Origin of the sequence: Dorea longicatena (assembly GCF_025150085.1) — a bacterium.
GTDB classification, from domain to species: Bacteria; Bacillota; Clostridia; order Lachnospirales; family Lachnospiraceae; genus Dorea_A; species Dorea_A longicatena.
The window spans coordinates 2,218,977-2,243,166 of the sequence record NZ_CP102280.1 but is presented as its reverse complement, the minus strand read 5'-3'; the positions used below and the strand labels follow the sequence as shown (position 1 = coordinate 2,243,166).

Here is a 24,190-nt window from a genome sequence, read left to right as displayed (position 1 = left end):
CGAGATTAGTTTCATGGATCTTGGATGTTTATAAAAATAGAGGTAGCATCATGACTAAAAGAGAAAAAGAATTAGAAGATTTATTTCAGAGATGGATGAAAAAACAGGGAGAAGAGAAAGGATGGGAAAAAACTACTGTAGGAGGACGTGAAATATTACGGATACATTTTACAAAGGATGGAATGGTGGATCCTGAAGCTTATGAAGTTTCTTCTTGTAAAATTCTGGTCGTACTTAAGGAAGCTAATATTGCGGATAATAAAACGGAAGAATGGTTAAAGGAGCATAGGATAGACGATCAGAGATACTGGTATCGGGAATTTGTTAATGGCACTATACAAGAGGGTGTTTGGACAGATGAAAATGGGTGTAGAAAAAAATCTGACAACATACCGCAAAAAGAATCAATTGGAAGAATGGCATACTTGTTACAGAAGTACACAAAAAATCAAAAAATAGATGCCAATAGACCTAGCGGAAAAGAAATTCAAGATGCTGTAAAGCAGGTCGCATTTATGAATTTAAATAAACGTGGCGGATCACAGAAAGTTAATGAGAAAGTACTTAATGATTATGTAGAAGAATATAAAAACGAGATAAAAGAAGAAATTGAAATTTTGCAGCCAGATTATATTATCTGGTGTGCGGGTGAAAAGCCAATGGGAAAAATCTTAGAAAAGAAAAATGGGATTGAAATGTTACACCCGGCAGCAGGAAGGTATATTTATAGAAATAATGAAGAATTGGGATTTGAAGGAAATGTTGAAAAATGGGAGAATTATTATAGAGAGTTGGAAGAGTCTCAAAAAGGAGCAGAATATTTAAAGGTGTCTAAAGGTGTAGAAAAATATATAAGAGTCTTTAAATCTAGAGTAGAAAAGTTCAATAATAAAAATAAAATTTCTTGTTAAAGAGAGCGTAAATATGTTATCAATATTACAAAGGCTACCGCTTCTGCCACTTAATTCTTCAGGCATTCTATATCCACGGAATAAAAGTCAGGAACTCTTTCCAGTGAATGTGGAGAAAGTGTTGGTAATACTTAAGGGTCAAAATTCTGCGTTAGGTTTTCAAAATTTGCCTGTTTGAGCTGAGTGTGTAAATAATTCTGTGTAAACTAAATACGTGATATGTATCCTCTTGGATTGATGTTAAAATAAATATTAATTCAGGAGGATATTTTTATGGCAAGAAGAAGAAAAATGACACCAGAAAGAAGAGAGTTTATTAACGGCTTATTGGAACACTATCAACCAACCGATGCTCAAGATGTTCAAGAAATGTTGAAGGATCTTTTGGGAGATACCCTGCAAGGAATGCTAGAAGCAGAAATGGATCAGAAACTTGGCTATTCGAAGTATGATTATCAAAATAAGGAGACAGATGATAGCCGGAACGGTTACAGCCATAAAACGGTTACATCTTCGATGGGCGATATTGATCTTGATATTCCCCGTGATCGCAGAGGTGAATTTGAACCACAGATTGTAAAAAAACATCAAACAGATATTTCTAACATTGAAGATCAAGTTCTGTCCATGTATGCAAAGGGAATGACTACCAGAGACATATCAACACACCTTTCTAATGTCTATGGGGTGGATGCATCTGCAGAGATGATTTCTCACATGACAGATCGCATTCTTCCAATTGCCAAAGAATGGCAGAATCGCCCTTTGGAGAAGAAATATGCCATCGTTTTCATGGATGCCATTCATTTTTATGTACGAGAAGATAATAGAACGGTAAAGAAAGCTGTATATGTAGCTATAGGTATCAGACTTTCTGGTCAAAAAGAAGTTTTAGGTATGTGGATTGGCGGTAATGAAAGTGCAAAATACTGGCTTGGTGTACTGAATGAAATCAAAAATAGAGGTGTGGAAGACATCATGATTGTATCTGTTGATGGACTGACTGGTTTTGTGGATGCAATTCATGCAGTTTTCCCATTAGCGGAAATCCAAAGATGTATTGTACATCAGATTCGTTATTCCACTAAGTTTATTTCCTACAAAGATATCAGAGCCTTCATGAAAGACCTGAAACTGGTTTATAAGGCAGATACAGAGCAGCTTGCATTAGAAGCGTTAGATATGCTGGAAGAAAATTGGGGTGGAAAATATCCATCTTCAATAGCGTCCTGGCGTAATAATTGGCCGCAACTTTCTACATATTTCAAATACCCTGGAGAGATTAGGAAACTAATTTATACCACGAATTCCATAGAGAATTTCAATCGTCAATTAAGAAAAGTGACGAAATCAAAAACCATCTTTCCGACAGATGATTCGCTTTTTAAGATTCTGTATCTTGCCATGACCGACATCACAAAGAAATGGACTGGAAAAACATGGGATTGGGGACAGACCTTGGATCAGCTCTGCATATATTTTGGAGACAGAATCCAACCAGAAGATCTCGAATAGAATAAAAAGCAACTATGAGTAAGGGTCAAAAACGCCCGTTTTCAGCGGGCGTTCTTGACATGTCTGCTTATTCATGCTAAATAGTAAATAAGGCTTAAACAGCAATCATGCCATTCAAGCCTAATTCATTTTTTTTAACTTAATGTAAATCATTATGATTTTTTCATTAATCTAAGAGATTTACACAAAATATTTTACACTCTCTTTGAGCTATTCGAGTTGCAAATTTTGGAAACCTGCTTTTAGCAGAATTTTGACCCTTTAGTATTACCCGCCGACGGAACCTGAACAGGAAAGCGTTCCTGACTTTTATGGAGACCCGGGTATCCGCCAGCCTGATAAATTAAATGGAAAACTTCAATTCAAAAACCTCCGCCGGTATATAATGCTTACTAACCACAAGTATCTCCTCATTCTCATCATACACATTCTCCTGTGTCATAAGGAAAGAATCGTGGCTGGAAAGCTTATAATTCTTTGCAGAGAAGTTACCGGCAGTAGAATATGTAACACAGCGGCTGCAGTGATGTCCCTGTTCATAGCAGGTATGCTCCAGAAATTCCAACAGTGCATCTGTGCTGTTCAGGTCGATCTGCAGCCTGCCGACCAATTCAATCGGAATAAAGCTTAAAGAATATGCAATGGTATGTCCTTCATGCTTATACCAGCGGTCGACGATGACAACAGCGGCGGTGTAGTGGTCGAAGTTGTCTAAAATGGATTTTGACGGCGGCTCGATACGGAAATCCAGTTCGACACTGTCCAGTTCTTCCTGACAACTGTCGTAGACAGGATGTGTCATACTGCCATCAGAAGACAGCATTTCATCTGAAGCGCTGTCTTCCGCATCTGCAACAGCTGCGGAATCTGCAGAACCGGCTCTCTGGGGATGTTTGCGTCCCCTGGAACCGGCAGCTTTAGGCTCACGCACAAAATGTCCGACACCCTGTACATCTTTGATCAGTCCGTCTTCTCTTAATAAAGTAAGTGCTTTCCGCAGTGTCATACGGCTGACATTCATAGTCGCGGAAAGTGTAGTTTCTGACGGAAGCTGTGAACCGGGTTCATAAGTTCCGTTCTGGATCAGTTCATATAATTCATTGTATATTTTTACATGTTTTAATTTTCTTGTTTTAGACTTGTCTGTTTTTGTTTCCATAAATTCAGTTACTCCTGTAGATTAAAGATATAGAAATAGCAGGGGAATAAGATCTATATAGAAGCTTCTATTTATATATTATGAGCATGTATAATCCGATTCAAACCCTGTTAAAATAATAAAAGCAAATATGGCAAAAGTCAATGTTATTTCCGACTTGTCTAATTTACACAACCAGACATTGTAAAAGATGCACAAAAACAGACAAGGATATTTGTAAAATATTGCGTGTTGCAAATATACAAGTATAGATATAGAATAGACAACAGCGAGACAAGTAGTAGACATGTATAAAACAATATTTAACATTTTATTTTCAGGAGGATGAATATCATGCAGAATTATTCAGGAGAAGAAGGATTACAGTATCATTTACAGATCAGACCGGGAGATGTTGGACGTTACGTTATCATGCCTGGTGATCCAAAGAGATGTGCAAAGATCGCAAAACATTTTGACGATGCAAAACTGATTGCAGACAGCAGAGAGTACATCACTTACACAGGTTACTTAGATGGAGAAAAAGTAAGTGTAACATCAACAGGTATCGGCGGACCGTCAGCATCTATCGCACTGGAAGAACTGACACTTTGCGGAGCAGATACATTTATCCGTGTCGGAACATGCGGAGGAATTGAACTGGATGTCAAAGGTGGAGATATCGTAGTTGCAACAGGAGCAATCCGTATGGAAGGAACAAGTAGAGAGTATGCACCGATCGAGTATCCGGCAGTTGCAGACCTTGATGTAACAAATGCACTGGTTGCAGCAGCAAAAGAACTTGGACATACATACCATGCAGGTGTGGTACAGTGTAAAGATGCATTCTACGGACAGCATGAGCCGGAGAGAATGCCGGTAAGCTATGAACTGCTTAATAAATGGGAAGCATGGAAACGTATGGGATGCAAAGCTTCTGAGATGGAGTCAGCAGCACTTTTCATCGCTGCAAGCCATTTAAGAGTACGTTGCGGATCTAACTTCCTTGTAGTAGGAAATCAGGAAAGAAATGCACTTGGAATGGAAAATCCAATCGTACATGATACAGAAGCAGCTATCACAGTTGCTGTAGAAGCAATCAGAAAACTGATCAAAGCAGACCGCGAGAAATAAGATCAGAACGGAGGAACGAGATGAAAGTCTTTTTAAATTTATTGGGGATTGTGGTTGTAATCGGACTGATCTTTCTGATTTCCTGGGATCGTAAGAATATCCGCTGGAAAGCAGTAGGAAAAGCAATCATTGCACAGTTTGTTATTGCAATCTTACTTGTAAAAGTCCCGGTTGGTAAGATGGTTGTGTCTGCCATATCGGACGGTGTAACAGCAGTTATCAACTGCGGACAGAATGGTCTGTCATTTGTATTCGGAAGCCTGGCAGACAGCAGTGCTTCAACAGGAAGTATCTTTATCGTACAGACACTTGGTAATATTATCTTCGTATCTGCACTGGTAAGCTTACTTTATTATCTTGGAATCCTTGGATTCGTAGTAAAATGGATCGGTAAAGCAGTTGGAAAACTGATGGGGACAACAGAAGTAGAAAGCTTCGTTGCAGTTGCCAACATGTTCTTAGGCCAGACGGACAGCCCGATTCTGGTCAGCAAATATATCGGAAACCTGACAGACAGTGAGATCTTAGTTATCCTGGTATCCGGTATGGGAAGTATGTCAGTATCCATCCTCGGAGGATATCATGCACTTGGTATCCCGATGGAGTATCTTCTGATCGCCAGCGCACTGGTACCGGTTGGAAGTATCCTCGTTGCAAAAATGTTACTGCCGCAGACAGAGCCTGTACAGTCTATCACGGACGTAAAGATGGACAACAAGGGCAATAACGCCAACGTGATCGACGCCATCGCAGAAGGAGCCGGAACAGGTATGCAGATGGTAATCGCTATCGCTGCATCTCTGGTTGGTATCATTGGTATCGTTGCAGTAATTAATATGATTCTTGGATTTGCAGGAATCAGCCTAGAGCAGATTTTCTCTTATGTATTTGCACCATTTGGTTTCCTGATGGGACTTGATACCAATCAGGTACTGATGGAAGGTGCATTTCTTGGAAACAAACTGATCGTAAATGAGTTCGTTGCTTTCCAGGATCTGGGAAAAATCTTATCAACATTAGACTACAGAACAGGAATTGTATGTTCCATCTCCCTGTGCGGATTCGCAAACCTTTCAAGCCTTGGAATCTGTGTATCCGGTATTGCGGTGCTCTGCCCGGAAAAGAAGAGTACACTTTCAAGACTGGTATTCAGAGCAATGCTCGGTGGTGTATTTGTAAGTATTTTAAGTGCGATGATCGTTGGACTGATCACGTTGTTCTAATATAAGATCAGTTAATAGAGAATTCTGGAACAGGAATGCAAATACGTTACTGTTCCAGATATTTGACATACGAGAATTAAGAAGGTGTATAATATGAACGAAAAGAAATATAAAAGAATATTTACCGTAGTCATAGATTCACTCGGCACCGGAGAGATGCCGGACGCCGCTTCTTATGGTGATGCGGGGACAGATACCCTGGGACATATTGCGGCAAATGTAGAAGAGTTTAAAATTCCGAATTTGCAGAAACTTGGAATTGCTAACTTAAAAGATCTTGCAGGTATTGCACCTGTAGAAAAACCGTTGGCTTATTATGGAAAATTAAGAGAAGCAAGCAACGGAAAAGACACCATGACCGGACACTGGGAGATGATGGGACTTCACATCACAACTCCGTTCAAGACATTTACAGAGACGGGATTCCCAAAGGAACTGATTGATGAACTGTCAAAGAGAACCGGACGTACGATCATCGGTAATAAGAGTGCCAGCGGAACAGAGATCTTGGACGAACTGGCAGAAGAAGCGATTGCAACCGGACATATGATCGTCTACACATCTGCAGACTCTGTTCTTCAGATTTGCGGAAATGAAGAGACATTTGGCCTGGATGAATTGTACCGCTGCTGCGAGATCGCCCGTGAGATTACGATGAAAGACGAGTGGAAAGTCGGACGTGTCATCGCAAGACCATACGTCGGCAAGAAAAAAGGCGAGTTCAAACGTACCAGCAACCGTCATGATTACGCATTAAAGCCATACGGAAGAACTGCACTGAATGCATTGAAAGATGCAGGTCTGGATGTCATTTCCGTTGGTAAGATTTTCGATATCTTTGACGGAGAAGGAATCACAGAGTCGAACAAATCCAAGAGTTCCGTACACGGAATGGAGCAGACAATCGAAATCGCGAAGAGAGATTTCGAAGGATTCTGCTTTGTCAACCTGGTAGATTTCGATGCACTGTGGGGACACAGAAGAGATGTCAAAGGATATGCACAGGAACTTGAAAAATTTGATGTCAAACTCGGTGAATTATTAGGAGAACTGAAAGAGGATGATCTTCTGATCATTACAGCCGATCATGGAAATGATCCGACACATACCGGAACCGACCATACAAGAGAAAAGGTACCGTTCCTTGCATATTCTCCATCTATGAAGGAAGCAGGAGAACTTGAGGAAGCAGACACATTTGCCATTATCGGAGGAACAATCGCAGACAACTTCGGTGTTAAGATGCCGGAAGGAACGATCGGACATTCGATCCTGGACAAACTGAAATAAAAGAACTGAATCAGACAAACTGAAAATTAGTAAACCTATCACAATGAATGAAAAAAGAAAGGCAAGAAATTATGAATACAAGTGAAGTTTTAAAAATTGTTGACCATACATTATTAACACAGACAGCTACATGGGAAGATATTAAAACGATTCTCGACGATGGAATCAAATATGAAACAGCTTCTGCATGTATTCCGGCTGCATACGTAAAACAGGCAGCAGAATACGTAGAGGGAAAACTTCCAATCTGTACAGTTATCGGATTCCCGAACGGATACAGCACAACAGCAACAAAAGTATTCGAGACAAAAGATGCGATCGCTAACGGAGCATCTGAGATCGACATGGTAATCAACATCGGATTCTTAAAAGACGGAAGATACGATGAAGTAGAAGAAGAAATCCGTCAGATCCATGAAGCATGCGACGGAAAGATCTTAAAAGTCATCATTGAAACATGCCTTCTGACAGAAGAAGAGAAGATCAAAATGTGTGAGATCGTAACAAAAGCCGGAGCAGAATTCATCAAGACTTCTACAGGATTCTCTACAGCCGGAGCAACATTTGAAGATGTAAAACTGATGCATGATCATGTTGGAGAAGGTGTGAAGGTAAAAGCTGCAGGCGGAATCAGCTCATTCGACGACGCAAAAGAATTCATGAGCCTCGGAGCAGACAGACTTGGAACAAGCCGTCTGGTAAAGATCATGAAAAATACAGATAACGGTGCAGGATACTAAGATATGAGTTCTTTGTGTGCATTAAGCATTGTAACAGCAGTCCTCTGTGGTATCTGGTCTTATCTTGCAGGAATTGCCGGACTGATCGGCTGGGCCGGCTTTGCAGGATGCACCACCTACTTTGCCTGTGGAAAACATGGCATGAGCGGGGTGAAAAAGACCATGATTACGAATCTGACAGGCGTCCTATGTGGAATGACGATCATCACACTTAGTAAGATCAATCCGTTATTCGGGAATCTTGGAATCTGGTGCGGGATCATTACATTCGTGATGTGCATCATTGCAAAATACGAGTGGTTTGACTTCTGTCCGGGAACATTCATGGGATGTTTTACGACATTCGCAGCGGATGGAAACTGGAGTGTGCTAGTGGTATCGCTGGTGATCGGGGCATTTTCAGGATTTGCCTGTGAATATGGAGGAAACTGGCTGTATCAGGCAGTGACTGAGAAAAAAAGATGTAATACATATGTGGGAGAAAATGTATTGCAGGAGAAGAAAGAGATAGAGTAAGAAAAAGCTTTGCTGTTTTGTAGGGGGAGACGGCAAGGCTTTTTTTGTTGCAAAAGCATGCAAGAGAAGCCGTCAGAGTATCCTGTAAAAGCCATCGGGGACACTAAAAAAGCCATTTTTCACGTCCCCATGGCCCCCACGTTCCCATGTCACTGCGTGCTAAAATGCGTGCAATACAAACCGCGATTGTGCAAAAACAACAATAACACACGCCATAAATTGTGGAAAATGCGGGAAATAAAAAATAATTCAAAATCCTATTGCACATTCAAAACGCGTGTGCTAATATACAGTCAACAAATGAAACACGCAAAAAAGCACACAAATAAAACAATAAAGCACGCAAAAGCAAAAAAGGAAAAAGCAGGAGGATGCAAGATATGAAATATGTAGAATTTGACCAGACAAGACCAATGGACCTGATACTTCTCGGAAGAGTCGCAATCGACTTCAACCCAGCTTACAACGATCAGGTAAAAGAAGAGTTCAAACCATTAAAGGATGTACACACATTTGAAAAATTCGTCGGCGGATCTCCGGCGAACATTGCAGTAGGTGTTACAAGACACGGATTAAAAGCAGGATTCCTCGGAAAAGTATCCGATGATCAGTTCGGTGATTATGTAACAGAATATTTTGACAAACAGGGAATTGACACATCACACATCACAAGATGTACAAACGGCGAGAAGCTCGGACTTACATTTACCGAGATGCTCTCAGAAAAAGAAAGCCATATCCTGATGTACAGAAACTGCATCGCAGACCTTCAGTTACATGTAGATGACATCGATGAAGAATACATCAGACAGTCCAAAGCAATCCTGATCTCTGGAACAGCACTTGCAGAAAGTCCTTCGAGAGAAGCTGCGATCAAAGCAGTGATGCTGGCAAAGAAGAATGATACAAAAGTTATCTTCGATGTTGACTACAGAGAATATAACTGGAAGAACAGTGATGAGATTTCCATTTACTACTCTATTGTAGCAAAAGAAGCAGATATCATCATGGGATCCAGAGAAGAATTCGACCTGACAGAGAAGCTGATCAAAGAAGGCATGACAGATGAAGAAAGCGCAAGCTTATGGCAGGGATACAACGCTAAGATCGTAGTGATCAAGCACGGAATGAAAGGGTCTACCGCATATACCTGTGACGGACAGAAGTTCAGTATCAAGCCATTCCCGGTAGAAGCAAGAAAGGGATTCGGCGGAGGAGACGGATATGGCTCCGGATTCTTATATGGATTATATCAGGGCTGGGAAGTGATCGACTGTCTGGAATTTGGTTCCGCAGAAGCATCCATGATGGTAAGAAGCAACAACTGTTCAGATTCCCTTCCGGGACCGGACGCAGTACATGCATTTATTAAAGAAGAAAAAGAAAAATTTGGCGAAATGATCGCAAGAGTATAAAAAAGCAGCAGGAGGAAGAGAACAATGACAAAGACAATCCGTATGACAGTTGCACAGGCAATTGTGAAATTTCTTGATAATCAGTACGTTTCCATGGACGGGGAAGAGACAAAATTCGTAGAAGGATTCTTCACCATCTTCGGACACGGAATTGCAGTAGGACTTGGAGAAGCGCTGGATACAGATCCTGGACAGTTAAGAGTCCTTCAGGGAAGAAACGAACAGGGAATGTGTCATGTAGCAACCGCATTTGCAAAGCAGAGCAATCGTAAGAAAATCATTCCATGTGCTTCATCCGTAGGACCTGGAGCAGCAAATATGGTGACAGCATGCGCAACAGCAACGGTTAATAACATTCCACTTCTGGTGTTCCCGGCAGATACATTTGCTTCCAGACAGCCGGATCCGGTATTGCAGCAGTTAGAGCAGAGCAACAGCCTGGCAACAACAACCAATGATGCATTCAAGCCGGTGTGTAAGTACTGGGACCGCATCACAAGACCAGAGATGATCATGACAGCACTCATTAATGCAATGAGAGTTCTGACAGATCCTGCCGAGACAGGCGCATGCTGCATCGCTCTTTGCCAGGATGTAGAAGGTGAGTCCTATGATTATCCGGAATATTTCTTCCAGAAACGTGTACATAGAATCACAAGACCTGTAGCGGTAGAAGAAGAACTGGAAGATCTTGCAGAGATCATTGCAGAAGCTAAGAAACCACTCGTGATCGTAGGCGGCGGTGTCCGTTACTCAGAAGCCGGTGAGACGGTTGAAAAGTTCTGCGAAGAATTCAAGATTCCATTTGGCGAAAGCCAGGCAGGAAAGAGTGCCTGCAAGTCTAGTCATCCGTACTGCTTAGGAGGTATCGGAGTAACGGGAACTTATGCTTCCAATATTATCGCTGAAGATGCAGACGTAGTGATCGCAATCGGATCGAGAATGTCAGACTTTACAACAAGCTCCAAGAGACTGTTCAAGAATCCGGATGTAAAATTCGTGACGATTAACAACTGCAGATTCCACGCATACAAGATGGATGCAGCAAAAGCAGTCGGAGATGCAAAGGTTACAGTAGAAGCACTTACCAAAAAACTTCGTGCACGCGGTTATGTATCTGCATACAACGGAGAAATCGAAGAAGCCAAGAAGGTATGGGACAAAGAAATGGTCCGCCTGGCAGGCATTGAATATACAGGAGATGATTTCGAGCCGATCATCAAGGCAAGAGATCCAAGAACGATTCCGGAATTCGTAAAGATGACAAACGGAAAGATCACACAGACAGCAGCACTTGCAGCAATCCGCAGAGTGATCGATGAAGATGCGACTATTATTACAGCAGGCGGTTCCCTTCCAAGCTGCATGCAGAGAATGTGGACAACAGACAAGCGCGGCGGCTATCATGCAGAATACGGATATTCCTGCATGGGATATGAAGTAGCAGCAACACTTGGTGTGAAATTCGCAGAACCGGATAATGAAGTATACTGCGTAGTTGGGGATTCCAGCTTCCAGATGTTACACAGCGAGATTATGACGATCATGCAGGAGAGAAAGAAAGTCAATATTCTGGTATTCGATAACTGTGGATTCGGATGTATCAACAATCTGGAAATGAATCATGGTATCGGAAGTATCGCAACAGAGTTCCGTTACACAGACGGCAAGAAGCCTTGTGGGGATCTGATCCCGGTTGACTATGCGAAGATCGGTGAAGGATACGGGCTTAAGACATACACATGTAAGACGATCGCAGAATTAGAGGCAGCACTGGAAGATGCGAAGAAGCAGGAAATTGCTTGCTTATTCGACTTAAAGGTTATTCCAAAGACCATGACAGACGGATATGAATCATGGTGGAATGTAGGAATTGCAACTACTTCTTCTAAGGAGTCTGTAAGAAAGGCATGCGTTGGTGTTCTGGAAGGAAGAAGAGAAGCAAGAGATTATTAAGATTTATAAAGATAGATTCAGGAGGCGAAAGACAGTGAGTAAGGTATTTGGTTATCCAAAATTCGATGAAAATGGCGAGATGATTCTTACCACTTATGACAATGAATATAAGGCAATGATGATGGACATCCGTGTGTACAGCATGAAGGCCGGACAGATAAGAACATTTAAGAGAGACAAAGAGGAGACGGCGGTTCTCCTTCTCTCCGGAAAAGTAACCTATACATGGGAAGATGAGAAAGCAACGGTCAGCAGAAAAGATGTATTTACCGAAGGTCCATGGGCACTGCACGTAAGCGGAAGTAAAGAGATTACTGTAACAGCAGAAGAAGATACTGAAATTCTGGTACAGTGCACGCACAATGACAAAACATTTGCAAGCAAATTGTATTCACCGGACGATGCACCTTGGGGCTATTCAAGTGTCGGAAAGTTCGGAAATGTGGCAAAGCGCCGTGTAAATACAATCTTTGATCACGATATCTGTCCGGAGTCGAATATGGTACTTGGAGAAGTATTGAATGACAGAGGAAACTGGTCAGGATACCTGCCACACAGACATCCACAGCCGGAGACTTACCTGTTCAAGTTCGACAGACCGGAAGGATTCGGAGCAAGCTTTGTCGGAGATCAGGTATTCAAAAGTGTAGACAACAGTTTTTCCGCAATTCCTGGTGGAGAGCTTCATCCACAGGCAGTGGCACCTGGATTCCAGATGTACACATGCTGGATGATCCGTCACATTGATGGCAATCCATGGCTTCAGACGGACAGATGTGAAGACGAGAGATATGTGTGGATGCATGATGCACAGTTTTAATTAAGAAGATAGCAAAACGCTTATTTAGAGAGAAAAGGAGATAATTATTATGGCAAGAGAATTTATCGTACCTGGACAGATGATTTCAGGATCAGGAGCACTTGATATGGCACAGGATACACTTGGAACACTTGGAAAGAAAGCAATGATTGTTACAGATAAAGTGATGATCGATCTTGGAAACTGTGCAAAAGTAGAGAATGCATTAAAAAGCCAGGGTGTAGAATATACTATTTACTCTGAAATCGCAGGAGAACCAACAGACGTAATGATCGAAAAAGGTCTGGCTCAGTACAAAGCAGAAAGATGTGATTTCCTCGTAGCACTTGGTGGAGGAAGCCCGATTGATTCGATGAAAGCAATCGGATCCCTCGTGAAAAATGGCGGAAGCATTTCTGATTACATGGGAAAAGTGATCGATGTAGAGATGCCTCCGATGGTAGCTATCCCGACAACAGCAGGAACCGGATCTGAAGCTACACAGTTCACGATCATTACAGATACCAGAAAAGACATTAAGATGCTGCTGAAAGGTAAAGTGCTGATTCCTTCATTAGCCATTATCGATCCCCAGTTCACTATGACAGCACCACCGAAGATTACGGCAGCAACAGGGCTTGATGCATTGTGCCATGCAGTAGAAGCTTATACATCCAGAAAAGCACAGACATTATCAGATACTTTTGCAATGTCAGCTGTAAAGAGAATCTTCAAATTCCTCCCAGTAGCATTCCATGATGGAAAGAATGAAGAAGCAAGAGTACAGATGTCTGTAGCAGCTCTGGAAGCAGGAATCGCATTCAACAACTCATCTGTAACACTGATCCACGGAATGAGCCGTCCGATCGGAGCATTGTTCCATGTAGCACACGGACTTTCTAACGCAATGTTGATGAAAGAGTGCTTAAGCTTCGCATTAGAGGGAGCCTATGACAGATTTGCAGATCTCGGAAGAGCTATCGGAGTTGCAACACCGGAAGATTCGGATCAGGCAGCCAGTGAGAAATTCCTGGATGCAGTCGTAGCGCTGACAGAAGAATTAGAGACACCGACACTTGCTGAGTTCGGAATTGACAAAGAGAAATTTTTCGAAGTGATCGAGAAAATGGCATATGATGCAATGGACAGCGGAAGTCCGCAGAATACACAGCGTACGATTACACAGGCTGATGTAGAGCAGATGTATAAAAATCTGTGGTAAGTATAAAAGTTAGAATGTAAGAAGATATTACAGATGCCATACGGGTTCCGTGTGGCATTTGTAAAAATCAGGAGAGGTAGCAATATGGCAATATTTACAGGTGCAGGAGTAGCAATCGTTACTCCGTTCAAAGAAGATGAATCTATCGATTATGACAGATTGGACGAATTGATCGATTTTCACTGTGAAAACGGAACCGACAGCATCGTAATCTGCGGAACTTCCGGGGAAGCTGCAACGATGACAGAGCGTGAACACATGGAATGTGTGAAATTTACGGTTGAACGAACAAAAGGAAGAATTCCGGTTATCGCAGGAACCGGCTCAAACTGTACGAAGACGGCAATGGAATTATCAAAAGAAGCCGCCGGATATGGCGCAGACGGCGTGCTTGTCGTGACACCATACTATAACAAGGCAACCCAGAAAGGTATGATCGCACACTTCACTCAGGTAGCAGATGCAGCGAAAATACCGGTTGTCCTTTATAACATACCTGGAAGAACCGGATGTAAGATGGAAGCAGAGACTGTGGCTTATCTTGTGAATCATGTGGATAACATCGTGGCAATCAAGGAAGCAAGTGGAGATTTCTCCAATATCGTGAAGATGATGGATCTGACAGATGGAAAATTAGATCTGTATTCCGGAAATGATGACCAGATCGTACCATTGATGTCACTGGGCGGAAAAGGAGTGATTTCCGTACTTTCCAATGTAGCCCCACAGGCAGCCCATGATATCTGTCAGCTTTATCTGGATGGAAAGGTAAAAGAAAGTCTGGAGCTGCAGTTAAAGGCATTGCCATTAATTCATGCATTGTTCTCAGAAGTAAACCCGATTCCGGTAAAGAAAGCGGTAGAACTGATGGGCCTATGCGGAGGAACCGTAAGAGCACCTCTGACAGAGCTTGAGCCGGAGCATACAGAAATCTTAAAAAGAGAGATGCAGAAGTTCGGACTTATTTATTAATTAAGAGGAAAAAATTATGGAGTTAACAACTACACAGAAAAGACAAAGATTACTGACGATGATATTTGGTGCCATTGCTATCTTTTTTACCGGCTATCCTCACGTATGGTCGATCTATCAGCCATACGTGATGGAACAGGCCGGCTGGAGCCAGACAGCAGCGTCTATGTGTTTTTACCTGGCACTGAGTACATTCGTATTTGGAAATATAATCGGTGGAAGATTACAGGATAAATATAATCCGAAGATTGTTGTATGGATCGGAGGCGGTATCTTCGCCATTGGAATTCTGGCATCCGCATTCCTGATCGTACCTTCGTCGCTTCCTATGTATGTGACCTATGGTGTGATGCAGGGATTCGGACAGGGACTCATTTATACCGTAATTATCTCGACTGTTCAGAAATGGTTCCCGGGAAGAACGGGATTCGCATCAGGTGTGGTCGTAACGGCAAACGGACTGTGTGGATTCTTTCTGGCACCAATCAGCAGAAGAATCCTGCAGGCAGAGGGACCGGGAAAGACATTCCTGATCATTGGTGCAGCGATTACAATCTCCTGGATCTTATGCGGTATCTTCTTTACCGCTCCGGATAAAGAGTGGAGAAGAAAAGCCGAACGGGCATTAAGAGAACAAAACGTGGCAAATGGAAATGCAGAAGCACAGACAGAACAAAAGCAGTACACATCCGCAGAGATGATGAAGACAAAGAACTTCTATCTTCTTCTGGCGACGATGCTGTTTGGGCTGATTTCTTATTTCCTGGTGTCACCGGTATCACAGACATATCAGATTGAACTTGGAATCCCGTCGGCAATTGCGGTCAGTGCAGTTATGATCGGTTCCATTGTGAATGCCGGAACCCGGCTGGTACTTCCGACACTTTCCGATAAAGTAGGAAGAGTGGGATGTATCAAGGGCGTGCTGGCAGTATCTGTTGTGGCAATGGCAATACTTACATTTACCAGATCCTATACCGTAACCGCAGCAATCATTCTGATGTATGGATGCTATGGCGGAATCATGGGAAGTTTCCCATCCTTTACAAGTTCCATCTTTGGAATTGAGCATACCGGAGAAAATTACGGATTCGTAATGCTTGGTATCGTAATCGCAACATGTGGCGCACCGGCATTATCAGGATTCATTACCGGAAAAGGATATGGCATGCATGTGGTATTCGGGATGGGAATTGTATTTGCAGTGATCGCCCTGATCTGTCTGACAATATTGGGACATAACCTGAAAAAAGAAGAACATGGAAAGGAGCAGAAGAACAATGGCATTAGTAACGATGAAAGAATTACTGGAGCGTGCGAAGAGTAATTACAGAGGAATCGGCGCATTCAGTGTTGGAAATATGGAGATGGTAAAAGGAGCAATCCAGGCAGCAGAAGAACTGGACACTCCGATCATCTTGCAGATTGCAGAAGTAAGATTGAAACACTCCCCGCTTGCACTTATGGGACCAATGATGGTACAGGCTGCAAAAGAGGCGAAAGTAGACGTGGCAGTGCATCTGGATCATGGACTTACCATGGAGACAGTAGAGAAAGCACTGGAACTTGGATTTACCTCCGTCATGTTCGACAGCTCTACATATCCATTTGAAGAAAATATCGAGCGTACAGTAAAGATAGTAGAACTGGCAAAGAAATACGGGGCAACCGTAGAGGCTGAGCTGGGACTGGTAGGTGGAAGCGAAGACGGAAGTGAAGATCATGGAATCCGCTGTACGAATCCGGATGATGCAAAGATATTTGTTGAACGCACCGGAATCGATGCATTGGCAGTTGCAATCGGAAATGCACACGGCAATTATCCGGTAGCACCGAAGCTTGCATTTGATGTACTGGAGCAGATCCATGATAAGACAGGAATTCCGTTGGTTCTTCATGGTGGAAGTGGAATCACGGATGCAGATTTTAGAAAAGCAATCGAGCTTGGAATTGTGAAAGTGAATATTGCGACAGCAAGCTTTAATCGTCTGACAAAACATGCGGAAGAGTATCTGAAGTCAGAAGGAGCACATAATTATTTTGATCTGAATCTGGCTATGGTACAGGGAACGTATGAGAATGTGAGACATCATATCGAAGTGTTCAACTGTGAGATGCCGCTGGATGAGGTGGATGCGTAAAAATATAATAATGATGATACAATAAATAAAGTTCTGTTAATTGGCTATATGCACGATAACAGAACTTTATTTTTGTGCATTTTATTAGAAAATGAATGGAGAAAGCAGCATTTATTGACATAAAAAACAACCGGTGCTATTATAAAAAACATAAATCGTATCCAATATCCAATATCCGATACAAAGAAGGAGGAAATGAACATGAAAATTGCAATCGGTTGTGATCCAAATGCAGAAGAAGCAAAGCAGGAAATCATTGCTTACATTGAAAAGAAAGGCTATGGAGAGGTGACAGACTTCGGAAGTGAAGATCCGATCTATGCGAATGTAGCAATTGATGTAGCAGAACATGTAGCATCCGGGGAATATGACAGAGGTGTGCTGATCTGCGGAACAGGGCTTGGGGTATCTATTGCTGCCAATAAGGTAAAAGGTGCATATGCCGCACTGGTATCTGACGTATATTCTGCGACAAGAGCAAGACTCAGTAACGATGCCAACATTGTCTGTATGGGAGCATTCACGACAGGTGCAAAAGTACGTGAGATGCTTGTGGACGCTTTCTTTACGAACGAATTCGTACCGGGATGTTCTTCACAGCCTAAAGTAGATGCATTCAGAGAGTATGATCAGAACCGCTAAAAGAGAGGAAAATTCTATGAAAAAACTATATTTCGGAAGTAATCTGAAGATGTATAAGGGCATCAGTGCGACCAGAGAATATCTTCAGAAACTGGTTGAAAATACAAAGGACATCAGCAGAGATGATATCGAGCTTTTTATCATTCCGTCTTATACGACGCTTCAGACTGCAACAAGCTGCTGTGACCGTGAATTTGTAAGACTTGGTGCCCAGAATATGTGCTGGGAAGACCAGGGACAGTTTACAGGCGAGATTTCACCATGCATGTTAGAAGAGATGGGGCTGGATCTTGTGATGATCGGACACTCTGAGAGACGGCATGTATTCGGCGAAAGTGATGTAGAAGAGAATAAAAAGGTGAAAGCGGCCCTGTCACATGGGTTTAAGACGTTACTTTGTATCGGCGAAACAGCAGAGCAGAAAGAATATGGAATCAGTGCAGAGACTCTGCGCAGCCAGCTCAAAATAGGATTCTACGGTGTGTCACCGGAAGAGTGCAAGAATATCTGGGTGGCATATGAACCGGTATGGTCTATCGGTGTCAATGGAACACCTGCATCTGCGGATTATGCAGAAGCTATGCACAAGGAAATCAAAACTGCATTATACGAGATCTTTGGTGAAAAATCTGAGGAAATTCCTGTCCTGTACGGTGGAAGTGTCAATCCGGGCAATGCGGAGTCACTGATCGTACAGCCATCGATAGATGGTCTTTTTGTCGGAAGAGCTGCATGGGATGCAGATAAGTTCGACACATTGATTCGTGATGCAATGAAAGTATATGCAGAACACAATTGTTAAAAATGCACAAAAAACGAATAGGGAAATTAGATAATTAGTCATGTTGACAAAGATTGGATCCAGCTGTATGATAAAAGCACGATGAATCGTATCCAATATCCAATATCCAAACAACAAAACTAAGGAGGTAAAGAAAGGATGAAGGAAGAAAAAAGTTTTTTTAAACTTATGCAGAAGGTACCTGGGGGATTAATCATTGTGCCAATGCTGATCGGAGTACTTGCTAACACATTTATTCCAAATGTACTTGAGATCGGAGGATTTACATCTGGAATGTTCAAAACCGGAACCGCCTGTCTGTTAGGAATGTTCCTCTTACTGAACGGAGCATCCATCGATGTAAAGAAGATCGGAATGCCGCTGTACAAAGGATGTACACTGACTCTTATGAAATTTGTAGTTGGTATTGTACTCGGACTTCTGGTAGCAAAGATCGGCGGAGCCGCAGGATTCTGTGGAATCACTTCCATGGCAATGATCGCCGGTATCACAAACTCAGCCGGAGGATTGTACTTAGGACTTGCGCAGCAGTATGGTGATGAAACAGATGCCGGAGCAATTTCTATCTTATCACTGAACGACGGACCATTCTTTACAATGATTGCTATGGGAACAGCTGGTATGGCTTCCATCCCGATCGAATCATTTATCGCAACACTGATTCCTCTGATCATCGGTATTATCTGGGGAAATCTGGACAAGACATTCCGTAAAGTTGCAGCAGATGCAATGCCGATCATCACATTCTTCATGATGATCCCAATCGGAGCAGGAATGAGTCTTAAGAGTATTGCATTAGGTGGAGTTGGCGGAGTAGTACTGGCAATCATCTCAGCACTGTCAGCATTTTTATTCTACTTCCTGTTCCAGCTTACACTGCCAAAGAACAAGAGAAATGCTATGGGAGCTGCAATCGGTACGACAGCAGCAAATGCAACAAGTGTTCCGGCTTCTCTTGCAGAGGTTGATCCGGCATGGCAGTCAGCAGCAAGTACGGCAACAGCACAGCTTGCAGTAGCAGCCATTGTAACAGCGTTTACCGCACCAATCATTACATCTATGTGTGATAAACACATGAGAAAGAAAAAACTTGGTATTTATTCTGATGCAGCGATCGCAGAACGCGAGGCAAAGGAAAAACAAGGAGCATAAAAGTAATATAAATTATTAAATATATTCAAAATTTTAATAGGAAACAAATAACACTACATATACAATAAGAAAGAGAGGACTATATTATGTCATTAACAATCAGACCACTTAACTCAGGCTACATCCCAACAAAACCACTGGAATACTGGTATCATTTCTCATGCAAGAAATATGTTGAAAAAATGGGTATCACAAATGAATCAGATCAGCTTCCAGATATGACATTCTTAATTGAAGGCGGCGATCAGCTGATCCTGGTTGACACAGGTATGTCATGGACAGAGCATGCAGACAAATATCATCACGGACCATCTCTTCAGAGACCAGGAATCGATGACATCGAGTCACGTCTGGCTCAGGTAGGATACAAACCATCAGATGTAGATATCGTATTATTTACACATCTTCACTGGGATCATATCTTCTACCTTGAGAAATTTACAAAAGCTCGTTTTATCTGCAACGAAGTTGAATGGGATTATGCACACAATCCAGTACCGCTTCACTACAAATCATACTGCCGTCCGATCATCGCAAAAGATGGTGATGTAACATGTGGAGACCAGTTCATTGCACCATACGATCAGCCAGGCGTATATGAAAGATTTGAAACCGTAAAAGGCGAAGTTGAAATCGCACCGGGCGTAAGCGTATACGAGTCATTTGGACATTGTCCAGGACATATGACAGTTGTTGTTGAGACAGAAGAAGGACCATACTTCTGCGTTGGAGATTCCGTATTCGTAATGGGTAACATTGATGCTCCACAGGAAATGCAGGATGAATTACATTACGACATCTGCCCTCCAGGACGTTATGTTGATATCGTAGCTGCATGGAAGACAGTACGTGATACAGTCCGTCGTTGTAAAGAGGCAGGAGTAGATCCTCACAAACATCTGTTACTTGCTCATGACGTAATCTTATCTGCAGCAGTAGAGAAATATGAAGATTCTCATGACAATAAACTTCCGGTAATCGGAAAGAAAGATACTGACTTCGTATTCGATGAGTACAAGACAGCAATCATTGACAAAGATGCTAGAAAAGCAGCAAAGAAAGCTGAGACAAAATATTTCAGCCAGAACTAATATGTGATATAGTCGAGAGAGAATAAGAATCTGGACGAGAGTGGGATGTTGTGGAGGTTATCCAAAGGGGTGGTCTTCACAATATCTGTATAGAAGGAGATTAATGGAGAATATGAAGACGATAGCGGTAATCGAAAGTTGCGATACAAAGTTCAAAGAAGCGAAGTTTATCAGCGATTTTATTAAAAATGAAGGATTAAATGCTCTGGTTATCAATACAGCAACAGGTCCTGCACCATCTTATAATTATGACATCTCAAGAGAAGAAATCGCAGAAAGTTATGGCACACCTTGGGAAGAGATGAAACCAAAATCAAAAGGTGAAAAGATAGACTACATGAAAGATGCCGTTGCAGCTTATGTAGTAAAATTATATGAAGAAGGAAAGATTGACGGAATAATTTCTGTCGGAGGACTTCAGAACACAGTCATGGCGGCAAATGCAATGCAGAAACTGCCGATTGGTTTTCCAAAAGTTATGGCTACAACTGTAGCAAGCGGAACAAGAAAATTTGACCTTGTTGTAGGGGATAAAGATATTACGGTTATGCCTGCAATCTGTGATTTTACAGGACTTAATATTGTAACACGTCAGGTCATCTCCAATGCCTGTGCTTGTTGCGTGGGAATGGTAAAATGTGCAGGACAGGTTCTGACAAAAGGTGATAAACCGGTTGTTGCAGTTACATTGATGGGTGTAACAAATACAGGAGCTGTTGCAGCAGTAGAAGAATTAGAGAAGATGGGACTTGAAGTGATTGGTTTCCACGCAACAGGAGTCGGTGGAGCAACAATGGAAGATATGGCAGCAAATGGCCTGGTAGATGGAATTCTGGATCTGACTTTACATGAACTGACATCCGAATATTTCGGAGGTGGATTCTCATATGGTCCGAAAGCAAAAATCCGTCTGGTAGAATCTGTAGAGAAGAAAGTACCATTGGTTATCAGCCTTGGTGGACTTGATTTTGTAGACTTCAGTACAAGCGAACTTCCAGATAGAATGGACGAAAGAAAATATATGCTTCACAATGCTAATACAGCACATATCAAGATCCTTCCAGAAGAAGCCGAAGCATTAGGAAAAATCCTGGCAGAAAGACTCAGCAAGGTTACTTATCCGGTGAAACTTCTGATTCCTACCAAGGGAATGAGACACAATACTCTGGAAGGACAGGAATTATACGAGCCAAAGAGTGATTCAGTACTGATTCAGACAATCATTGAAAACGTAAATGACAACGTAGAAGTTATCGTGATTCCACATAATCTGGATACTCCGGAATTTGGCGTGAAAGCAGCACATTATATTGTAGATGAAATGAAAAAACAGGGAAAATTACCACAGAACTTTGGGGAGAATTAAAAAAGCAGGAGGATATAGCAGTTATGGATCAGAAAGCATATGAAATCGCAGAAAAACTTGTTATTGCAAGTAAAAGAGCTTATAATAGAGGGATACAGACTGGTAGTGGAGGAAACGTAAGTGCCAGAATACCTGGAACAGAGACAATGCTTGTAAAAGCAAGCGGCGGTTCTCTGGGTGACTGCACACCAGAAGGATTTTTAATTACGGATTTTGACGGGAATGTGATCGAAGGAACAGGAAAGCCGACGAGAGAAGCATTACTGCACGGCTACATCTATAAATTGAAACCAGATGTACAGTCTGTCGTACATGTACATTCTCCATATGCGATCGGATGGTCATCCTCTAAGAAAGACCTGCCGCTTGTAACATGGCATTCCAAACTGAAGAATCCGGAAGGATATCCAACCTTAGACGTACATGCAGCAATGGTGAGACCGGAAGACGTACCGATGGTAGAAGCAATGTTTGAAAAGACACCGAATATCAATGCCTTCTTACTGGCAGATCATGGTGTAGTTGCAATGGGAAAAGATCCACTGGCTGCAGAGCATACAGCTGAGTTAGTCGAAGAGACAGCTCAGGTTGCTATTTTGGACAAAGTGGTAGAAAAGCTTGGTCTGTAAATATTTTAGATAAGAGAGTAGTGCTATATATGAGTAACCGAGTGACAATGGGTCAAGATGATTCAATGATGCTGCAAAGAGATACATTGCCAATGCAGGTATTGAACAAACTGATGGATTGGATTATGGATGGAAAGTTGAAGATGGGGGAAAAGCTGAATACAGAAGAGCTTGCCCGTCAGCTTGGAGTCAGTCGTATGCCAATCAGAGAGGCTTTGAAGAGTCTGGAAAAAATGGGACTGGCTGAATCGATTCCTTATGTAGGGGTAAAACTTGTTTCGCTGGAACAGGAGGATGTTTTACAAATATATCTGATGCGTCAGTTGTTAGAGCCGCTTGCAGCTGGAGAAGCGTGTAAAAAGATTACGGAAGAACAGATACACGAACTGGAAGAGATACATAAGGAATATATTCCAATTGTTGAAGCAGATGAGATTGATGCAAAAAAGTTATACTTGCAAAATCGAAAATTTCATTTTGCAATCTATTCCATCAGCGAAATGGACAGAGTATGTGCGATGATAGAATCATTATGGGATACGTTATCATTTTTTAAACTGATATATGGCCGGGATGTGATAAAGAATACGAATGGAGCCAAGAATATGATTGCAGAACATCAGGGATATATCGATGCTCTGAAAGATAGAGATGCAGAAAGATTGAAGAAATCATTATATGATACACTAGGTGTAAGAATCGATGGAATATCAAAAGAAACGGATTATTACACATTGTAAAAGGAGACCAGCTATGAAAATTAATAAAATTACAAATGCGCAGGAATTCTTTAAAGTTGTTGACGATTGCAAAGGTCGTGTAGAATTACTGACAGGTGAGGGAGACAGATTGAACATGAAATCAAAACTCTGCCAGTTTATGTCTATGACACAGCTTTTCTCCAGAGCAGATGAACTGCATTTGGAGATCGTTGCAAGTGAGGAAGAAGATTTGCAGAAGATTTGTAAGTATCTGATGAAATATGAAGATATGTAGAGAATGATGTGAGTGGAAGCCGGGATCATATGCTGTGGAGGTGAGTGGTTCCGGTTTTTATTTATCACCATGCATTCGAAAGAAGCTGCCAGTGGCAGGTTCTGTAGATTTTGTTTTCCGTGTGTTTAATGGAAGAGGGTGTATTGAGAAAAGTTTTCAATACACCCTCTTCCATTTTCGGAAAAAAAGTGTATCATATTAGTTAGATAAAGCTAACTAATATACTTACATAAAAGGAGGCAGTACATGAGTGTAGTAATCGTAGGCGGACATGACAGAATGGTTCATCAGTATAAAAAGATCTGTAAAGAGTACAAATGCAAAGCAAAAGTATTCACACAGATGTCAGGAAACTTAAGTGAGAAGATCGGAAGTCCCGATCTGTTAATCTTATTTACCAATACAGTATCTCATAAGATGGTACACTGTGCAGTAACAGAAGCGGAAAAATGTAATGCACAAATCGTAAGATGCCACACAAGCAGCGGAAATGCTTTAAATGAGATTCTTCAGAATGCCTGTACGGCATAAGTATCTGGA

At 41.9% G+C, this 24,190-nt stretch carries 24 protein-coding genes; 23 read left to right on the top strand and 1 reads right to left on the bottom strand.

The window, feature by feature from the left end; translation table 11 throughout:
• Positions 1-50 precede the first annotated feature (50 nt).
• The gene (locus NQ508_RS10670; RefSeq protein WP_006428475.1) at positions 51-911 is read left to right on the top strand and encodes a hypothetical protein; all 861 of its coding nucleotides are present in this window, start codon (positions 51-53) and stop codon (positions 909-911) included.
• A 273-nt stretch (positions 912-1,184) separates the two neighbouring features.
• The gene (locus tag NQ508_RS10665) at positions 1,185-2,426 is read left to right on the top strand and encodes an IS256 family transposase (protein WP_006426866.1); all 1,242 of its coding nucleotides are present in this window, start codon (positions 1,185-1,187) and stop codon (positions 2,424-2,426) included.
• Positions 2,427-2,769: 343 nt separating this feature from the next.
• On the opposite strand, the gene NQ508_RS10660 is transcribed toward NQ508_RS10665, so the two are convergent.
• On the bottom strand, positions 2,770-3,585 hold the full coding sequence (locus tag NQ508_RS10660) for a GntR family transcriptional regulator (protein ID WP_006428476.1): 816 nt from the start codon (positions 3,583-3,585) through the stop codon (positions 2,770-2,772).
• A gap of 333 nt (positions 3,586-3,918) precedes the next feature.
• Here NQ508_RS10660 and udp point away from each other — a divergent pair, with 333 nt between their 5' ends.
• The 21 genes from udp to NQ508_RS10555 all read left to right on the top strand — a co-directional run bounded on the left by udp (position 3,919) and on the right by NQ508_RS10555 (position 24,181).
• Positions 3,919-4,698: a uridine phosphorylase gene (gene udp / locus NQ508_RS10655; protein ID WP_055193363.1), complete on the top strand. Its 780-nt coding sequence runs from the start codon at positions 3,919-3,921 to the stop codon at positions 4,696-4,698.
• 20 nt (positions 4,699-4,718) lie between these two features.
• Positions 4,719-5,921, top strand: a complete 1,203-nt coding sequence (locus NQ508_RS10650) for a NupC/NupG family nucleoside CNT transporter (RefSeq protein ID WP_161159040.1) — start codon at positions 4,719-4,721, stop codon at positions 5,919-5,921.
• A 93-nt stretch (positions 5,922-6,014) separates the two neighbouring features.
• Complete coding sequence (locus NQ508_RS10645; protein ID WP_006428481.1) at positions 6,015-7,211, top strand: phosphopentomutase; 1,197 nt, start codon at positions 6,015-6,017, stop codon at positions 7,209-7,211.
• Positions 7,212-7,282: 71 nt separating this feature from the next.
• Positions 7,283-7,951: a deoxyribose-phosphate aldolase gene (gene deoC / locus NQ508_RS10640; RefSeq protein WP_044920393.1), complete on the top strand. Its 669-nt coding sequence runs from the start codon at positions 7,283-7,285 to the stop codon at positions 7,949-7,951.
• 3 nt (positions 7,952-7,954) lie between these two features.
• Positions 7,955-8,467, top strand: coding sequence for a DUF1097 domain-containing protein (locus NQ508_RS10635; protein WP_006428483.1), 513 nt, complete (start codon positions 7,955-7,957; stop codon positions 8,465-8,467).
• Positions 8,468-8,847: 380 nt separating this feature from the next.
• The gene (iolC, locus tag NQ508_RS10630) at positions 8,848-9,882 is read left to right on the top strand and encodes a 5-dehydro-2-deoxygluconokinase (protein WP_044920396.1); all 1,035 of its coding nucleotides are present in this window, start codon (positions 8,848-8,850) and stop codon (positions 9,880-9,882) included.
• Between the two features lie 24 nt (positions 9,883-9,906).
• Positions 9,907-11,838 carry a 3D-(3,5/4)-trihydroxycyclohexane-1,2-dione acylhydrolase (decyclizing) gene (gene iolD / locus NQ508_RS10625; RefSeq protein WP_006428486.1) on the top strand — a complete coding sequence of 644 codons (1,932 nt, stop codon included), beginning with the start codon at positions 9,907-9,909 and terminating at the stop codon, positions 11,836-11,838.
• A gap of 34 nt (positions 11,839-11,872) precedes the next feature.
• Positions 11,873-12,658: a 5-deoxy-glucuronate isomerase gene (locus NQ508_RS10620; RefSeq protein WP_044920398.1), complete on the top strand. Its 786-nt coding sequence runs from the start codon at positions 11,873-11,875 to the stop codon at positions 12,656-12,658.
• Between the two features lie 49 nt (positions 12,659-12,707).
• Positions 12,708-13,859 (top strand): iron-containing alcohol dehydrogenase, encoded by a 1,152-nt coding sequence (locus NQ508_RS10615; RefSeq protein WP_006428488.1) that lies wholly within the window; start codon positions 12,708-12,710, stop codon positions 13,857-13,859.
• An 84-nt stretch (positions 13,860-13,943) separates the two neighbouring features.
• On the top strand, positions 13,944-14,831 hold the full coding sequence (gene dapA / locus NQ508_RS10610) for a 4-hydroxy-tetrahydrodipicolinate synthase (RefSeq protein ID WP_044920401.1): 888 nt from the start codon (positions 13,944-13,946) through the stop codon (positions 14,829-14,831).
• 16 nt (positions 14,832-14,847) lie between these two features.
• Positions 14,848-16,158, top strand: a complete 1,311-nt coding sequence (locus NQ508_RS10605; protein WP_006428490.1) for an MFS transporter — start codon at positions 14,848-14,850, stop codon at positions 16,156-16,158.
• A complete protein-coding gene (locus NQ508_RS10600; RefSeq protein WP_044920403.1) occupies positions 16,112-16,972 on the top strand; it encodes a class II fructose-bisphosphate aldolase in 861 nt (286 codons plus the stop codon). The genes NQ508_RS10605 and NQ508_RS10600 overlap by 47 nt, the downstream gene beginning before the upstream one ends.
• A gap of 201 nt (positions 16,973-17,173) precedes the next feature.
• Entirely contained in the window at positions 17,174-17,614 is a 441-nt protein-coding gene (locus tag NQ508_RS10595) for an RpiB/LacA/LacB family sugar-phosphate isomerase (protein WP_044920405.1), read from the top strand.
• 16 nt (positions 17,615-17,630) lie between these two features.
• On the top strand, positions 17,631-18,416 hold the full coding sequence (locus tag NQ508_RS10590) for a triose-phosphate isomerase (RefSeq protein WP_044920407.1): 786 nt from the start codon (positions 17,631-17,633) through the stop codon (positions 18,414-18,416).
• Between the two features lie 138 nt (positions 18,417-18,554).
• Positions 18,555-19,568 (top strand): 2-keto-3-deoxygluconate permease, encoded by a 1,014-nt coding sequence (locus tag NQ508_RS10585; RefSeq protein ID WP_006428494.1) that lies wholly within the window; start codon positions 18,555-18,557, stop codon positions 19,566-19,568.
• An 86-nt stretch (positions 19,569-19,654) separates the two neighbouring features.
• Complete coding sequence (locus NQ508_RS10580; RefSeq protein WP_044920409.1) at positions 19,655-20,659, top strand: N-acyl homoserine lactonase family protein; 1,005 nt, start codon at positions 19,655-19,657, stop codon at positions 20,657-20,659.
• Positions 20,660-20,771: 112 nt separating this feature from the next.
• A complete protein-coding gene (locus tag NQ508_RS10575; protein WP_044920481.1) occupies positions 20,772-22,025 on the top strand; it encodes a Tm-1-like ATP-binding domain-containing protein in 1,254 nt (417 codons plus the stop codon).
• 23 nt (positions 22,026-22,048) lie between these two features.
• A complete protein-coding gene (locus tag NQ508_RS10570; RefSeq protein ID WP_006428497.1) occupies positions 22,049-22,654 on the top strand; it encodes a class II aldolase/adducin family protein in 606 nt (201 codons plus the stop codon).
• Positions 22,655-22,683: 29 nt separating this feature from the next.
• The gene (locus tag NQ508_RS10565; protein WP_022415635.1) at positions 22,684-23,394 is read left to right on the top strand and encodes a GntR family transcriptional regulator; all 711 of its coding nucleotides are present in this window, start codon (positions 22,684-22,686) and stop codon (positions 23,392-23,394) included.
• 13 nt (positions 23,395-23,407) lie between these two features.
• Positions 23,408-23,650, top strand: a complete 243-nt coding sequence (locus NQ508_RS10560; RefSeq protein ID WP_006428499.1) for a hypothetical protein — start codon at positions 23,408-23,410, stop codon at positions 23,648-23,650.
• Between the two features lie 246 nt (positions 23,651-23,896).
• Entirely contained in the window at positions 23,897-24,181 is a 285-nt protein-coding gene (locus NQ508_RS10555) for a DUF2325 domain-containing protein (protein ID WP_006428500.1), read from the top strand.
• Positions 24,182-24,190 lie beyond the last annotated feature (9 nt).

What these genes read in the sequence shown, in the direction of transcription:
- NQ508_RS10570 (WP_006428497.1), top strand. Translation starts at nt 22,049, where the DNA reads ATGGATCAGAAAGCATATGAAATCGCAGAAAAACTTGTTATTGCAAGT.
- deoC (WP_044920393.1), top strand. Translation starts at nt 7,283, where the DNA reads ATGAATACAAGTGAAGTTTTAAAAATTGTTGACCATACATTATTAACA.
- NQ508_RS10635 (WP_006428483.1), top strand. Translation starts at nt 7,955, where the DNA reads ATGAGTTCTTTGTGTGCATTAAGCATTGTAACAGCAGTCCTCTGTGGT.
- dapA (WP_044920401.1), top strand. Translation starts at nt 13,944, where the DNA reads ATGGCAATATTTACAGGTGCAGGAGTAGCAATCGTTACTCCGTTCAAA.
- NQ508_RS10665 (WP_006426866.1), top strand. Translation starts at nt 1,185, where the DNA reads ATGGCAAGAAGAAGAAAAATGACACCAGAAAGAAGAGAGTTTATTAAC.
- NQ508_RS10565 (WP_022415635.1), top strand. Translation starts at nt 22,684, where the DNA reads ATGAGTAACCGAGTGACAATGGGTCAAGATGATTCAATGATGCTGCAA.
- NQ508_RS10645 (WP_006428481.1), top strand. Translation starts at nt 6,015, where the DNA reads ATGAACGAAAAGAAATATAAAAGAATATTTACCGTAGTCATAGATTCA.
- NQ508_RS10585 (WP_006428494.1), top strand. Translation starts at nt 18,555, where the DNA reads ATGAAGGAAGAAAAAAGTTTTTTTAAACTTATGCAGAAGGTACCTGGG.
- NQ508_RS10650 (WP_161159040.1), top strand. Translation starts at nt 4,719, where the DNA reads ATGAAAGTCTTTTTAAATTTATTGGGGATTGTGGTTGTAATCGGACTG.
- NQ508_RS10590 (WP_044920407.1), top strand. Translation starts at nt 17,631, where the DNA reads ATGAAAAAACTATATTTCGGAAGTAATCTGAAGATGTATAAGGGCATC.
- NQ508_RS10595 (WP_044920405.1), top strand. Translation starts at nt 17,174, where the DNA reads ATGAAAATTGCAATCGGTTGTGATCCAAATGCAGAAGAAGCAAAGCAG.
- NQ508_RS10605 (WP_006428490.1), top strand. Translation starts at nt 14,848, where the DNA reads ATGGAGTTAACAACTACACAGAAAAGACAAAGATTACTGACGATGATA.
- NQ508_RS10580 (WP_044920409.1), top strand. Translation starts at nt 19,655, where the DNA reads ATGTCATTAACAATCAGACCACTTAACTCAGGCTACATCCCAACAAAA.
- NQ508_RS10615 (WP_006428488.1), top strand. Translation starts at nt 12,708, where the DNA reads ATGGCAAGAGAATTTATCGTACCTGGACAGATGATTTCAGGATCAGGA.
- udp (WP_055193363.1), top strand. Translation starts at nt 3,919, where the DNA reads ATGCAGAATTATTCAGGAGAAGAAGGATTACAGTATCATTTACAGATC.
- NQ508_RS10555 (WP_006428500.1), top strand. Translation starts at nt 23,897, where the DNA reads ATGAGTGTAGTAATCGTAGGCGGACATGACAGAATGGTTCATCAGTAT.
- NQ508_RS10670 (WP_006428475.1), top strand. Translation starts at nt 51, where the DNA reads ATGACTAAAAGAGAAAAAGAATTAGAAGATTTATTTCAGAGATGGATG.
- NQ508_RS10560 (WP_006428499.1), top strand. Translation starts at nt 23,408, where the DNA reads ATGAAAATTAATAAAATTACAAATGCGCAGGAATTCTTTAAAGTTGTT.
- iolD (WP_006428486.1), top strand. Translation starts at nt 9,907, where the DNA reads ATGACAAAGACAATCCGTATGACAGTTGCACAGGCAATTGTGAAATTT.
- NQ508_RS10600 (WP_044920403.1), top strand. Translation starts at nt 16,112, where the DNA reads ATGGCATTAGTAACGATGAAAGAATTACTGGAGCGTGCGAAGAGTAAT.
- NQ508_RS10575 (WP_044920481.1), top strand. Translation starts at nt 20,772, where the DNA reads ATGAAGACGATAGCGGTAATCGAAAGTTGCGATACAAAGTTCAAAGAA.
- iolC (WP_044920396.1), top strand. Translation starts at nt 8,848, where the DNA reads ATGAAATATGTAGAATTTGACCAGACAAGACCAATGGACCTGATACTT.
- NQ508_RS10660 (WP_006428476.1), bottom strand. Translation starts at nt 3,585, where the DNA reads ATGGAAACAAAAACAGACAAGTCTAAAACAAGAAAATTAAAACATGTA.